This window comes from Myxococcaceae bacterium JPH2 (genome assembly GCA_016458225.1).
GTDB lineage: Bacteria > Myxococcota > Myxococcia > Myxococcales > Myxococcaceae > Citreicoccus.
This window is the reverse complement of sequence record JAEMGR010000020.1, coordinates 16,914-30,444: the sequence shown is the minus strand read 5'-3', so window position 1 is coordinate 30,444 and position 13,531 is coordinate 16,914. Positions and strand designations below refer to the sequence as shown.

General features: G+C 70.2%; 10 protein-coding genes. 4 read left to right on the top strand and 6 right to left on the bottom strand.

The genetic code is table 11. The features are described from left to right. Positions 1 to 211: 211 nt before the first annotated feature. The 4 genes from JGU66_26375 (at position 212) to JGU66_26360 (ending at position 5,513) form a co-directional block, all read left to right on the top strand. Entirely contained in the window at positions 212 to 3,079 is a 2,868-nt protein-coding gene (locus JGU66_26375) for a PAS domain-containing protein (GenBank protein MBJ6764318.1), read from the top strand. A gap of 48 nt (positions 3,080 to 3,127) precedes the next feature. After that, positions 3,128 to 3,937 carry an AraC family transcriptional regulator gene (locus JGU66_26370; GenBank protein ID MBJ6764317.1) on the top strand — a complete coding sequence of 270 codons (810 nt, stop codon included), beginning with the start codon at positions 3,128 to 3,130 and terminating at the stop codon, positions 3,935 to 3,937. Between the two features lie 35 nt (positions 3,938 to 3,972). Continuing rightward, a complete protein-coding gene (locus JGU66_26365; protein MBJ6764316.1) occupies positions 3,973 to 4,338 on the top strand; it encodes a VOC family protein in 366 nt (121 codons plus the stop codon). A 131-nt stretch (positions 4,339 to 4,469) separates the two neighbouring features. After that, the gene (locus tag JGU66_26360; protein MBJ6764315.1) at positions 4,470 to 5,513 is read left to right on the top strand and encodes an LLM class flavin-dependent oxidoreductase; all 1,044 of its coding nucleotides are present in this window, start codon (positions 4,470 to 4,472) and stop codon (positions 5,511 to 5,513) included. Between the two features lie 9 nt (positions 5,514 to 5,522). Here JGU66_26360 and JGU66_26355 read toward each other — a convergent pair whose 3' ends face one another. From JGU66_26355 to JGU66_26330, 6 genes are all read right to left on the bottom strand, one after another. Beyond that, entirely contained in the window at positions 5,523 to 6,428 is a 906-nt protein-coding gene (locus tag JGU66_26355) for a YXWGXW repeat-containing protein (protein MBJ6764314.1), read from the bottom strand. Between the two features lie 236 nt (positions 6,429 to 6,664). Next, entirely contained in the window at positions 6,665 to 8,062 is a 1,398-nt protein-coding gene (locus JGU66_26350) for a hypothetical protein (protein MBJ6764313.1), read from the bottom strand. 545 nt (positions 8,063 to 8,607) lie between these two features. Then, positions 8,608 to 9,765: a glycosyltransferase gene (locus JGU66_26345; protein ID MBJ6764312.1), complete on the bottom strand. Its 1,158-nt coding sequence runs from the start codon at positions 9,763 to 9,765 to the stop codon at positions 8,608 to 8,610. Next, positions 9,755 to 11,041 (bottom strand): O-antigen ligase family protein, encoded by a 1,287-nt coding sequence (locus JGU66_26340; protein ID MBJ6764311.1) that lies wholly within the window; start codon positions 11,039 to 11,041, stop codon positions 9,755 to 9,757. Before JGU66_26340 ends, JGU66_26345 begins: the two co-directional genes overlap by 11 nt. A 159-nt stretch (positions 11,042 to 11,200) precedes the next feature. Next, entirely contained in the window at positions 11,201 to 12,862 is a 1,662-nt protein-coding gene (locus tag JGU66_26335) for a hypothetical protein (protein MBJ6764310.1), read from the bottom strand. Positions 12,863 to 12,906: 44 nt separating this feature from the next. Then, positions 12,907 to 13,527, bottom strand: a complete 621-nt coding sequence (locus tag JGU66_26330) for a YihA family ribosome biogenesis GTP-binding protein (protein ID MBJ6764309.1) — start codon at positions 13,525 to 13,527, stop codon at positions 12,907 to 12,909. Between the last annotated feature and the right edge of the window lie 4 nt (positions 13,528 to 13,531).

Here is a 13,531-nt window from a genome sequence, read left to right as displayed (position 1 = left end):
GTCCCCGCTCCCACCTCGCGGAGTCGGATGGCACCCGGTGCCCACCGCAGGGAAGCGAGGGGGGCGAGTGGGATGTTTCGAGGAGCAGCACCGTGCTTCGCGTTGGCCGGGCAACAGGACGGCCGCGCGTCCTCGGATCACTCCTACGCCCGTGGGATAGATCTTCCATGGCCCCCTGAACGGTTCGTCTGTCCCCTGCCCTGCTCCGCTCGTGCCCCTCCTCCTGGTGGATGACTGCATCGCCCGCTCGCGGGCCCTGGAAGATGTCCTGGCACCGCTTGGGCGGCCGATGGTGAAGGTCCGCTCGCTGGATGCCGCCCTCGATGCGCTCGAGCACACGACGTTCTCGGCCATCCTCCTGTCCGTGGACCTTCCCGGCACGGGCGAGCGAGAGGCCCTGGCCCGCCTGCAGCGTCACCCGCGGGGCGCAGAGACCTCCATTCTCCTGCACGCCACCTCGCCCCAAGACGCGAGCCGGATGGCCGAGGGGTATGCGGCGGGCGCGGTCGACTACCTCGTCGAGCCCATGGCCCCGGAGCTGCTGCGCGCTCGGGTGCAGGTCTTCACCGCATTGCATCAGCGGCGGGTGGCCGTGGCGCGGCGCGAGGCCGCGGTCCTGCAGCGGGAGAGAGCCGCGCCCGCGCCCGAGGGTCCCGGATGTCCTGCCCAGGACCTGGATGAGCTCACCGAGACCGTGCCTCTGGGCATGGCCCTGTTTGATCGCCAGCTCCGCTACCTGCACCTCAACGCGCTGCTCGCGTGCGCGCATGGGGTGGACCCCGAGGCCGCGCGCTCCCTCAGTGCCTGGGAGGTGACACCCACGTTCGCGCCCCTGCTGAGGGAGCGAGTCGAGCGCGTCTGGACGACAGGGGCCCCACTGCTCGGGATGGCCACCTCGCTGCCCGCGCCCGGAGGCCGCGGCCCCACGCGCGACTTCCTCTTCAACTACTACCCGGTGAAGGGAGCCGACGGCGCCGTCGTCGCGGTGGGCGCCATCGCCTTGGACGTCACCGAGCAGACCCTGGCGCGGCAGCATGTCGAGCAGCTGAATGCCTCGCTCGCGGATCAACAGCAGTGGCTGGAGTCCATCCTGGATCGACTCCCCGTGCCGCTCATCCTCGTGGAGCCGGGCACCGCGCGCATGACGTTCGCCAACGCGGCGGCGGATCAACTCTGGGGCGGACGCTTCCCGAAGTCCTCGTCGCGCGAGGAGCACTCACGAACGTTCTACGTCACGGACACGCGAGGCGACCCCGTACCCGTGGATGACATGCCCTCCATGCGCGCGGCCCGAGGCGAGCAGGTGAGCCAGGAGCAGCTGGAGCTGTCCACGCCGCGAGGCCGCACCTCCATCCTGGTGGACTCGGCGCGGGTCCCCGCGGTGGGCGCCCTGCCCTCGACGTGCGTGGTGACCTTCCAGGACATCTCTCCGCTGAAGGTGGTGGAGCGCGCGCTGGAGAAGCGCGAGCAGGAGTACCGCATGCTCGCGGATGCCATGCCCCAGATTGTCTGGACCGCGCGCGCGGACGGGCACATCGACTACATCAATCAAGTCTTCGCGACGTACAGCGGGGGCAGCGTGGAGGCCGCGATGGGGACGGCCTGGGTGACCGTCCTCCACCCGGACGACGTCCCGGGCGCGGTCGCCGCGTGGCAACACTCCGTGGAGACCGGCGACCAGTACGAGACCGAGTTCCGCATCGTGGACAAGAACGGGGACTATCGGTGGTTCCTCACCCGTGCCACGCACATGCCCGACGAGCTGGGGCGCCCCGCCAAGTGGTTCGGCACCTCGACGGACATCGACGCCACCAAGCGCAGCAAGGATCGCAGCCGCTTCCTGGCCGAGGCCAGCGCGGTGCTCGGCCAGTCCTTCAACCCCGAGGTGACGCTCGACCAGCTCGTGCAGCTCGCCGTGCCCACGCTCGCGGACGCCTGTGCCGTGGATGTGCTGGATGAGGGAGGCGACATCCGTCGGCTCGCGCTCGCGCACGTGGACCCCCAGCGCACACGCGCGGCCTGGGAACTCACGCGTCGCTACCCCCTGAATCCCCAGGCCGCGCGAGGAATCCCGCAGGTGCTGCGCACGGGCCGCTCCGACTGGGTGGCGGACATCACGCGCCTGGAGATGGACGCCACGACCGAGCCCGCGCAGCGACACTTCATCGAGAAGCTCGGGCTGAGGTCGTACCTGGTCGTGCCGCTGGTGGCGCGCGGCAAGGTGCTGGGCGCGCTCACGCTCGTCTACGCGGAGTCAGGGCGTCGCTATACCGAGTCGGATCTCCAGACGGCCGAGGACCTGGCCCGGCGCGCCGCGCTCGCGGTGGACAACGCGCGGCTGTATGCGGCCTCGCAGCAAGCGGTGCAGCTGCGCGACGAGTTCCTGTCCGTGGCCAGCCATGAGCTCAGGACACCCCTGACGCCCATCCAGCTCAAGGTGCAGGCGCTGCAGCGTCGCATCGCGGCCGAGCCCACTGGGGCGCTGCCCGCCCGTCAGGTGGCGGAGGTGTTGGACGCAGTGGCGGGTCAGGCCCGCAAGCTGTCGAGCCTGGTGAATGGCCTGCTGGATGTGTCGCGGATCAGCCTGGGTCGCCTGGAACTGAACCTGGAGCAGGTGGACCTGGCGACGGTGGTGCACGAGGTGCTTGCGACCTTCGCGAACGAGGCGGCCAAGACGGGCTCCTCGTTGGAGCTGTGCGCGGAGGGCCATGCCCTGGGCTGGTGGGATCGACTCCGGCTGGAGCAGGTGGTGACGAACCTCCTCTCCAACGCGGTGAAGTACGGCGCGGGCCGGCCCGTGAAGGTGTGCGTCGAGACCACCGAGTCCACCGCCCTGCTGACCGTGCGCGACGAGGGCATCGGGGTCCCCACCGAGGCGCAGCGCCGCATCTTCGAGAAGTTCGAGCGCGCCGTGTCGGACCGCCACTACGGCGGGCTGGGCCTGGGGCTCTACATCACGCGGCAAGTCGTGGAAGCGCTGGGCGGCACGGTCCGCGTGGAGAGCGCCCCCGGCCGCGGCGCGCTCTTCTCAGTGAGCCTCCCTCGCCAAGGTCCTCCGCCGCATTCCCGGAGCCCCTGAGTCTTTCTGCCGCGCCCGCCCCACCCGGCTCGGGCAGAATCGCGGCCGATGTCCCCCGCGTCCCTCTACGTCGAGCGTCGCCCGCGCGCCGCGCTCGCGCCCTACGTCCAGTGCTTCTGGGCCCTGTCGGCACAGGTGGCCTCGCCGCCGGACAACCGGGTGTTGCCGGACGGGTGCCTCGACATCCTCGTCAACCTGAGCCCCAGCCAGCGCGCCGCGGATGCGCGGCCTCAGGTCATCGGCACGATGCGGACCGCCGAGGTCGTCCCGTTGGAGCAGGGCGCTCGCTTCGTCGGCATCCGCTTTCGGCCCGGAGGTGCACGCCCGTTCCTGAGCGTCGCGCTGAACGAGCTGACCGGAACGCAGCTCTGCCTCGACACGCTGTGGCCCAGGGCGCTGGCGGACGAATGGACGGAGCGGCTCCTCGAAGCACCGGGACCCGAGGCGAGTCTCGAGGTGATGGAGGAGCTGCTCCTGGGGCGACTGCCTTTGCTGAAGCCCGATGCAGCGCTCGCCCACGCGGTGCAGCGCATCTGGGCCTCGCGGGGACAGGTGACGGTGGAGTCCCTGGAGAGCACGCTCGGCGTGGGCGCGCGGCAGCTCGAACGCCGCTTCCAGGCCGCGGTGGGACTGGCGCCCAAGGTGCTGTGCCGCATCGCTCGGATGCAACACGCGGTGGAGTGGCTGAAGCGCACGCCCACGCTCCCTGGTGCGCAGCTCGCGCTCGCCGCCGGCTACTTCGACCAGGCCCACCTGGTGCGGGAGTTCCGCGCCCTGGTGGGTGTGTCTCCGGGAGCCTACGCCCGCGAGCTCGCCCCTGTCGGATTCGTACAATCCCCCTCGGTGGAAGCCCTCTAGAGTCCACAGCCTCCTTCACGAGCACCGGAGTCCCCATGTCGTCCGCATCGCAGCAGGCCGCGCAGCACCACCGCATCGACTACATCGAGTTCCACGTCACGGACCTCGCCGCGACGAAGCGCTTCTACGGCACCGTGTTCGGCTGGAGCTTCGAGGACTACGGCCCGGCCTACAGCGCCTTCAACGATGGCCGGCTGAGCGGTGGCTTCACGACGGACGGCGCGGTCACTCCCGGCGGACCGCTCATCGTCCTCTACTCCCGCGAGCTGGAAGCAACGCTCGACCGCGTGCGCAAGGCCGGTGGGGTCATCACCAAGGACATCTTCAGCTTCCCGGGCGGCAGGCGCTTCGAGTTCACCGACCCGAGCGGCCACCGCCTCGCCGTGTGGACCGAGCCCTGAGCCTCGCAGGGGACTGACAGGGGGGCCCTCGCCTCCCAAACCCGGGAATGACACGCGTCATCACCACTGTGACTTGAAAAGCGGAGGCATCCGCCGTTAGCAAGGAAGTCTCCCCGAGGACCTCCATGCCCCTGCCTCGCCTGTCCATTCTCGACCTCATCCCCGTCGGCACGGGCTCGACGGGGCCTCGGGCCTTGCGCAACAGCCTCGACCTGGCGCGCCGCGCGGATCGCCTCGGCTTCACGCGGTATTGGATCGCCGAGCACCACAACTCCCGAGGGCTGGCGAGTTCCGCGCCGGAGATCATGATCACCGCCATCGCGCGGGAGACGGAGCACCTGCGCGTGGGCTCGGGCGGCATCATGTTGCCGAACCACTCGCCCCTGAAGGTGGCGGAGACCTTCCTCACGCTGGAGGCGCTCTATCCCGGGCGCATCGATTTGGGACTGGGGCGCGCGCCGGGGACGGATCAGCTCACGGCGCTGGCGCTGCGTCGCTCGATGGAGGCCCTCACCGCGGACGACTTCCCCGAGCAGCTCTCCCAGCTGCGCGCCTTCGCTGGCGAGGAGGCCTTCTCGGAGCCGGATCACCCCTTCCAGCGGATCCGCGCGTCACCGGCGGACATCACGCTGCCGCCCATCTGGCTGCTCGGCTCCAGCGGCTTCAGTGCCCGGTTGGCCGCGGAGCAAGGCCGGGGTTTCGCCTTCGCCTATCACTTCAGCCCCGAGGCGGCGCACTCCGCCATGCACACCTACCGGAACCAGTTCCGCCCCTCGGCGCACTTGGAGCGGCCCTACGCCATCCTGGGCGTCTCGGTGGTGTGCGCGGAGACGGACGAGCGCGCGGACATGCTCGCCAGCACGCATGACCTGCTGTGGGTCAACTTCCGCAACGGACGCAACGGCCCCATTCCGAGCCCCGAGGAGGCCCGCGCCTACGCGTACTCCCCGATGGAGCGGCAGCAGGTCGGCGTCGCGCGCTCCATCCTCGTGTGCGGGTCGCCCGGTCGCGTCCGGGCCCGGCTCCTCGAACTCGCCGAGCAGATGGGCGCCGACGAGTTGATGGTCACCTCGCACATCCACAACCACGCCGAGCGGGTTCGCTCCTACGAGTTGCTGGCCGAGGCCTTCCACCTGCCTCGCCCCGCGGAGGGCTCGCGCGCCTCCGCGGAGTGAGCCCTGGACTCAGTGGCGGTGGCCGCCACCCCGCCCGCCCCCGTGCCCGCCCGAGCGCGGACCGGGGCTCGCGGAGTGGTAGCGCGAGGGCGGCGGCGAACGCACGTGGCTCTCGTAGTGCGTCCAGCGCCCCTCGTGGTAGCGGTAGCGCGGCTCGGGCACATGACGCCAGGACACCATGGGGTAGCGGTACCAGCTGCGCAGGAAGACGTTGGGGCGCCCCAGTGAGACCGCGATGCTGGCGTGGCGATAGACGGGGATGGACACGCTCAGCGTCCCGCGCGACGCCCAGCCACCGCCCATGAAGACCCAGGACGGGCCTCGGCGGACCCAGCGGGGCGTGACGAAGACGAGCCCGGCGCGAGGCGGAGCGACCCAGTCGCCCGTCACCCATTCCCAGCCGCCGATGCCCCAGTACCAGTAACCGGGAGCCCAGACGTACTCCGGAGCAGGCGGCTGCGGGCGAGACTCCTGGCGCAGCGGAGGCGGCGCCTGAGCGGTCGTCACCTCCTCGTTGTCCACCGCGATGGGGATCTCGACATCCGTCGAGCCGGGCCGAGCCCAGCCGCCCGACACCCAGCGCCAGACGTCTCCATCTTGCGCCCAGTAGCCGTTGACGAACTGGTAGCCCGGCATGCGCTCCACCCAGCCGCCGGACTTGAAGATCCACTGGCCGCCATCCCAGAACCAGAAGCCCGACGCCCACACCGAGTCGTTGTCCGGGCGCGCCGTGGGGTTCTCGGACGGAAGCTCGGGGGGCGGCGACGGAGCGACCGGCCCCGAGTCGTCATCCTGGTCCGAGTCGTCGTAGGACTCGGAAGCGGGCTCCATCGCGGCCACCGGGGCCGTCTGCGCGAAAGCGCCCTGCGTCGCCAAGCCCACCGCCAGACACACCCACCATCGAGAAGAAGCCATGACCCATCTCCACGCGGACTGCCGCCTGAGCCGCGCCAGCCACATCCGCGCTGGCACGACGGACCTTCAGGGCGTTCAACACTCGCGCTGAGACTCCATCGCCGCCGACTTATTCACAACAGCGCACTGTGTTCGATGCTCGACACGGGCCAGGACACGGGACGTCGTATCGCCTGGGTCCTCACCCTGGAATACAGGCAGGGAGGCAAGCCAGCCGACGCATCCACACCCGCGCGCTATCGCTCCGGCGCAGCCACCTGGGGTCGCGCTCGGCCATGGAAGAAGCTCAGCCCGCGCGCCTCCAGCCAGTCGAGCTTCGCCTGCAGGTGGGTCCACGAGGGATCGGGGTACACCGAGAAGCCCGTCTCGCGATCGCACCGCGCGATGTCGTGCTCGCGCAGGTAGCAGTCACGCCAGTGCCGCTTGCCCGAGGAATAGGCGCGCGCCTCGTCCAGGCTGGGTCCCATGCGCAGCTCCTTGGCCACGCACAGCACGAGGAAGCACAGGGGCAATGCGCGCGCCACGGGCGGTGAGAGCCGCGTGTCGCGCAGCATGAGGTAGAGCGCGAGCAGCCCGGGCACGACATAGGGCACGTAGCGACTGGCCGCGGCGAACTCCAACCCCGTGCAGACCCGCCCCACCGCGCTCTGGGCCGCGAAGAGGATCGCGAAGCCCGCGAGCGCGCTCACGGCCCGCGTGCGAGCCGTCCCGCCACGCGAGCGCAGCACCTGAACCGTCGCGCCCACGGCGGCCCCCAGCACGCCGAGCCCGAGAGCACCCGCGAGCACCCCCGCCGCCGCGCCGTGCCCCGGCAGCACGCCGAAAGGACGCGCCAGCACGAAGGCCCCGAACGGCAGGTACTCCAGTGGACGGGGATGCGGGAAGGCGAAGCACTCCACGGCGGGCTGCAAGGTGTAGCCATGCAGGAAGAGCAGCACCCCCGCGCCCGAGACCACGGCGGCCAGCAATTGCACCACGCGCTCGCGCACGGTGAGCCCAGGGCCCAGGGCGAACACCCCGAGCATCGCCGGGATGATTCCGCCCAGCGCCATGCCGAAGCCGCCACTGACGCCCAGCACGGACAGCACCGCGAGGAGCACCGCGCGCGGCACGGGGGACTCGAGCGTCAGCGCACAACCGACCGAGACGAGGATGAGGCACGGCAGGGCCCCATGCGCCAGGTTGGGCGTGCCCGCGTACGTCTCCGCGTTCTGCGTGGTGAGGAAGAGCAGCGGCACCACCGCGTCCACCACCCGAAGCGGCCCACCCGCGCGGCGCACGAGGAGCAGCGCGAGCACTCCCGCGAGCAGCATCACCACCGCGGCGCAGGCCGCATCCGCGCGTCCGTTCCAGTCGCTCGCGCGGTACACGCCCGCGATGATCCACTGCGCGAGCCCCTGCCGATGCGGGCCATGCTGCCAACGAAAGAGCGTCCAGGCGCCGGAGCCATCGAAGAGACCCTGGAGAAAGTCCCACTGGTCCCAGAACACGAGGTTGACCGCGAAGCGATCGACGAAGTGCCCCAGTCGCAGCGCGAGCAACACGAACACGCCCGCCAGCACGGTCGCGACAGCGCGAGGCCGGAGCGTCATCGACAGGACAATCGGATCACGGAAGAGAGACGCGCGCGGCATGCGAGGGCGAGCACCCTAGCAGAGCGATGGACCTCGCCCTCGGCTCCGCGCCTTGGACAAAAAAAGAGAGCGCTCGCCGGTACCTTGGAGTTTTACCGGCGAGCGCCCCGGGCCTCTGACCTGGTCGGCCGGGCCTCGTAAAGTCGCAGGCAGAAACCGTGAGCCGAGGCTCTCGGTGCCGCCATCATGTCTGGATGCCCGCGCGTGGGTCCAATTCGCTGCCCTCGCTCGCGGACACCTCTTGGAACCGTTTCCCACCCGGTACGATTCCAGCCGCACGCGCCCGGCCACCCCGCCCCTCACTCCCCAGCAACCAACACCCTGGGCACGGAGGCTGTTTCCTGCAACGCGTGACGCGCCCTTACCACACTCTTGCGTCAAACATCACGAAAATCTCGTTTTTCCACTCTGCCCCATCTGAATACAGGGTGGGAGTCACGGGCGCGCCTCTACAACGGACGAGGCTCCAGATCTTCAAACGAGTGAGCAGGCCCCCCATTGCGCCGGCGGGGAGGAAGTATCCACGCCGGTCTGACATGCGGCGATCAGGCGTCCGGCCCCCGGGCGATCCGCCGGTACAGCGCGTCGTGCAGCCGCACCATCCGCTCCAGGGAGAGCTCCCGCGCGACGAAGGCTCGGGCGGCTGCTCCCATTTCGCTCGCTTTCCGAGGATTTGCGAGGAGCTGCCGGAAGACCTGGGCGAGTTGGGCGGGCCGCTCGGCTTCGACGACACGCCCGCGCTCTCCCTCGACGATGAGGTCCGTGTTCCCCCCCACCCGCGTCACCACCATGGGCAAGCCGGACGCCATGCCCTCCATGACGGCATTGGACATCCCCTCCGCGGACGAGCACAGGACGCCGAAGGTTGCCTTGCCGTAGATGGCGGGAACGTCGGTGCGATGTCGGAGGAAGTGCACCGTGTCGGCGATGCCCAGCTCCGCCGCCGTGCGCTCGAGCGCGGGACGACGGGGACCGTCTCCCACCAGGTACGCATGCAGGCGCGTCCCGCTGTGGCGAAGCATGGCCAGCGCGAGCAGCAGATCCTCCTGCCGCTTCACCGCGTGGTTCATGTTGGCCACGTGGACGACCACCGGGGCGCCGCCCGTGTCCGGCAGCGGCCCCTTGAGGCCCTCGGCGACGCGGGCATCGAAGCGCGTCAGGTCCAGGCCGTTGTGAATCACGGAGATGCGTGAGGCGGACAGCCCCTCGCGCTCGACGAGCATCTTCCGGATGGCCTCCGCGTTGGCCACCACGTGGTCCGCCAATCGCGTCATCCGTGAGTGGATGGCGCGGCGCGCGCTGCCCTGCCAGTGCGACAAGTCCAGACGCCCGACGATGACCTTGGTGCCCGCGAGCTTCGCGGCCGGCACGGCGACGATGCTCGAGTAGAAGTCGTGCACGTGCACCAGCTCGATGCGCTGCTGCTTGAGCCAGCGGGCCATGCGGTACACCTGCCGCGCGGTATTGGGCTGCGCGAGCGAGCCGCGCAGCGAGAACACCTGCGGCGCATAGCCGAGCTTCCACACCGTGCCCATCAACGGGCCCACGTCCTCGAGGACCGAGACCTGGAGCCGGTAGCTCGGCGGCAGGCCGCGCAAGAGCTCCAGCACCTGCACCTCGGTGCCTCCAATGTGGAACGAGCGCGTGAACTGCACCAGCCGGAGCGGCTGGTCTCGCCCCATCCGCGACTCCTCACGCCGCATGGCCGGATCCCTCCCACGCCCCCCTCACGGGCTCGCCGTCCACGACGGGGACGTACTGCGGCGCCCGAGCGCGCTCTCCCGCCAGGACGATTCGATGAACGCTCGCGGCCAACCCGAACAACACATACAGGTGCGCCGAGAGGATGTAGCCGGAGAACAGGTCGCAGATGAGGTAGCCCGCCATCGACGACGACAGCGCTCGGGCAAGCCACCCCAACTCGACATCGCGCGAGGCCGCGAACGCGCCGCCCGTGGCACCTCCCACGAACGTGAGGAAGAAGAGCAGGCCTATCCAGCCCAGCTCGCCAATCACGTCCAAGAAGATGTTGTGGGCCACGTAGGCCCGATGCGCCTCGGGGGGCGCGTAGAGCGGCCACGCGTAGCGGAAGCCTCCCGCCCCCACGCCCAGCAGCGGTTGATCCAGGCTGATGCGACTGGCCACCTGCCACGCGTAGACGCGGCCCATCGCCGAGGCATCTTCATGGAAGTCAGCCACCGTCTCGTTGCGAGCCCAGAAGCTCTTGGGCGCGAACACCGCGAGACCGGCGATGAAGATCAGGCCTACCACGATGGCCTGCATGCGCCGCTTCTCGCGGATGGCCCACAGGACCATCGCCACCGACAGCCCGATGAACCCGCCGCGCGAGTGGCTCAACACGATGGCCACCACCGCGAGCACCGCCGCCGCGGCGCACGCCAACCGGAAGAGCCACGGGCTGCCCTTGCGCGCGAGCATCGCCACCGCCAGCGGCACCACCACCACCATGTTCATGGCCATGTGGTTCGGGTCCGCGTAGACGCCCACCCAGCGGGAGCGAAAGCCCTCCACCATGTTCTCGCCCACGCGGAACCAGTTGATGACCCCGATGGACGTCACGATGGACGCCAGCACCATCGCGATGCACATGGCCATCAGCCGCCGGCCATTCGTGATGACGTTGACGAGCGTCAGGTAGATGGCGGTGAGCTTCAGCAGCTCGATGCCCTGCGCGCGCGTCACCTCGGGATCCACGGACCAGGCCATGGAGCAGAAGGCCAGCGTGGCGAACGCCAGCAGCGCCCAGCCGCGCGCGCCATCGAGGTAGAGCGGCTCGGCGCGCCCCAGCCGCCGCATCACCACCAGCCCCGCGGCCAGACCGGATGTCACCAGTGCCAGTCGCAGCGGCTCCAAGACAGGCAGCCATTCCCCCGGCACCGCGTACATGACCGCCGCGAACGACACCAGCATGCAGAACGCCACCACGTCGCGGCGCTGCTCCTGCCCGCCCGGCCCCATGCCCTCGTCCTCCCCGCCTGTCGCCTGTCGAACTGCCCGGCACTGCGCGGTGGTTCGGAAAGCGAAGGCCGTGCCACGGAGAGGCGCCGTGCAAAGCCCTGTATCTCCGGGGCCTTGCACGGAAGTCGCGCGCCCATGCCGGGCGCGGGACTGAAAAACCTACGGAACCGCGCCGCCCTCCATGGGCAGGACCGCGGAGGCGATGGGGTCCAGCCGGCCCTCCAGAAGCCAGGCCGTGCCCAACTCGGACAACAATCGCTCGAGCGCGACACCCACCATGCGGCGCAGCTCCTGCCGCGCCTCGACGGGGACCGCCGGCTCCAGGCCCGCGAGTGCACGCTCGGCCGCGCTCGGTCGCAGGCGGGGCGCGTCCGGGGTGCCCTCGAAGAGGCGCTGCCCCAGCTCCACCACGCGCCCCTGGGGCACGGGCCGCACATGCACCCGCTCCTCCAAGACGGCCATGGCCACCGCGGCAGCCAAGAGCCGCTCGACGCCGAGGATGGGCAGCGGCACGCCGAAGCGAGCCACCACCTCGCGCGCCGAGTCCTCCGCGCCGCCCAACAGCGCCGCGAACACGGCGACCTGTCCCTCGGCACGCGCCAGGATTGCCTCGGACGAGGCCAGCTCACGCAGCGAGCGGAACGGCACCGGCTCCGCCCCCGCGACGCGCAGCGCACGGCGCGGTCGCTTGCGGCGCAGCGCCTCCAACGCCGCGGTCTCCTCGGGCAGCAGGAGCGGCACGTCCTCCACGCGCGCCAGCGGCTGCTTGAACAGCCGATCCGCGCGGAACTTGAGCTGAAGCGTCAGCGTGAAGCCCGTCTGGAACACCCGCCGCATCGGCGTGTCGCGGAGCACATCCCCCGCCCGCGCCGGATCCGACCCCGACAGCTGCTCCAGCCCCAGGGACAGCGAGTCGCGCACCGTCTCGCTCACGCGGCGCACGGCATCGAGGTCGCCCGGGTCCTCCAACTCCGCCACGAGCACGGCGTTGGCCACCTCACGCAGCTCGTCCTCCGCGTTCATCCGCTCCACGTCGCTCAGCTCGCGGAACGCGGCCTCCAGGTAGTCGAGGTGGCCCCCCGTGGCCACGAGCGCCGTCCCCGGACCACCCTGGGGACGCGGGCCCACCTCCACGCGGCTGAACAGCGACATGGCCTCCTCCAGCGAGGGGAAGCCCAAATCAGACAGGCGCGCGCGGCGGAACTGGAACGCGGCCTCCTCCATCTCCGAGGGCAGCTCCCAGCGCACGGCCTCCATCAGCCGCACGGACTCGAAGGGGTTCTCCGCGATGAGGTCGTTGAGCAAGGCGCGCATGGCGGACATCTCCACGCCCTCGGCCTTGATCTCGACGAGGTAGCGCCCCTCGGGAGTCTCCAGCGTCATCCCCTCGGGGTTGACGTCCGGGTTCTCCTCCAGGTCGTGCACCACGCTGAACTCCTTCAGCAGGTACTCGAGCACCTCCAGGTCCAGGGCGTGGACCTTGCGCAGGAAGTCCTCCGGCTCGTCCCCGCGCGCGGCGCGCAGCCACGTGAGGACGTCGTGGGGCGCGAGCGCGTCCTTCTTCCAGCCCCCCAGGTCCACGAAGGTGCGGAACTGCGCGGGCGCGGCCAGCTGCACCAGCTCCGTGGAGTCCGCGAGCCCTACTTCCTGGATGGTGACGTAGAGGTCCTCCGCCGGCAGCGAGCGCACGAGCGCACGCGTATCCGGGGAGTCGAGGATCGCGTCCATGCGCTGCCGCGGCGAAAGCTGCATCAACCGCTGGCGCAGCTCACGCGGGGCGAGGGGCGAGGAAGCACCGTTCGTCTTGCCGTTTTGGGACACGCGCGGTCCCTACCACAGCCCCTCCTCGCCCGGGAGGGGAACGCTCAACGCCGCGTTGCCTTGCCAAACGTATCCAGCAACGTGCCCCACACCTCATCCACGCCCAGCCGCTCGGTGGAGGAGAACGGCATCACCGCCTCGCGAGGCAGCGCGAGCTGTTCCGCCAGCGCATGCAAGCGGGGCTTGCGCTGCGCCTTGGTGAGCCGGTCCACCTTGGTGGCCACCACCAGGATGCGGCGGCTGTGCGCCTGGAGGTAGTCCAGCGTGAGGAGGTCATCCTCGGTGGGACCCACCTCCGCGTCGATGATGCTCACCACCACCTCCAGCCGGTGCCGGTTCTGGAGGTACGAGGTGATCATCTGCTGCCACTGCGCCTTGTCCGTCTTGCTCGCCTTGGCGAAGCCGTAGCCGGGCAGGTCCGCCAGCCGCACCGTGTGCCGGACGCCGTCGCGCTCCAGGTCCACGTCGAAGAAGTTCAGCGTGCGCGTGCGGCCCGGGGTGTTCGACACGCGCACCAGCTTCTTGCGCTGGGTGAGCGTGTTGATCATCGAGGACTTGCCCACGTTGGAGCGGCCCACGAAGGCCACTTCCGCGGCGTGGTCCGTGGGCAAGCCCTTCAGCTCCACGGCGGTGGTGACGAAGCGGGCGTCGAGAATCTTGATCAAGCGG

Excerpts from the sequence above, each read along its gene's own strand:
- JGU66_26350 (MBJ6764313.1), bottom strand. The coding sequence starts at position 8,062 with ATGCCGCGCGCGTCTCTCTTCCGTGATCCGATTGTCCTGTCGATGACG.
- JGU66_26370 (MBJ6764317.1), top strand. The coding sequence starts at position 3,128 with ATGTCCCCCGCGTCCCTCTACGTCGAGCGTCGCCCGCGCGCCGCGCTC.
- JGU66_26355 (MBJ6764314.1), bottom strand. The coding sequence starts at position 6,428 with ATGGCTTCTTCTCGATGGTGGGTGTGTCTGGCGGTGGGCTTGGCGACG.
- JGU66_26340 (MBJ6764311.1), bottom strand. The coding sequence starts at position 11,041 with ATGGGGCCGGGCGGGCAGGAGCAGCGCCGCGACGTGGTGGCGTTCTGC.
- JGU66_26345 (MBJ6764312.1), bottom strand. The coding sequence starts at position 9,765 with ATGCGGCGTGAGGAGTCGCGGATGGGGCGAGACCAGCCGCTCCGGCTG.
- JGU66_26365 (MBJ6764316.1), top strand. The coding sequence starts at position 3,973 with ATGTCGTCCGCATCGCAGCAGGCCGCGCAGCACCACCGCATCGACTAC.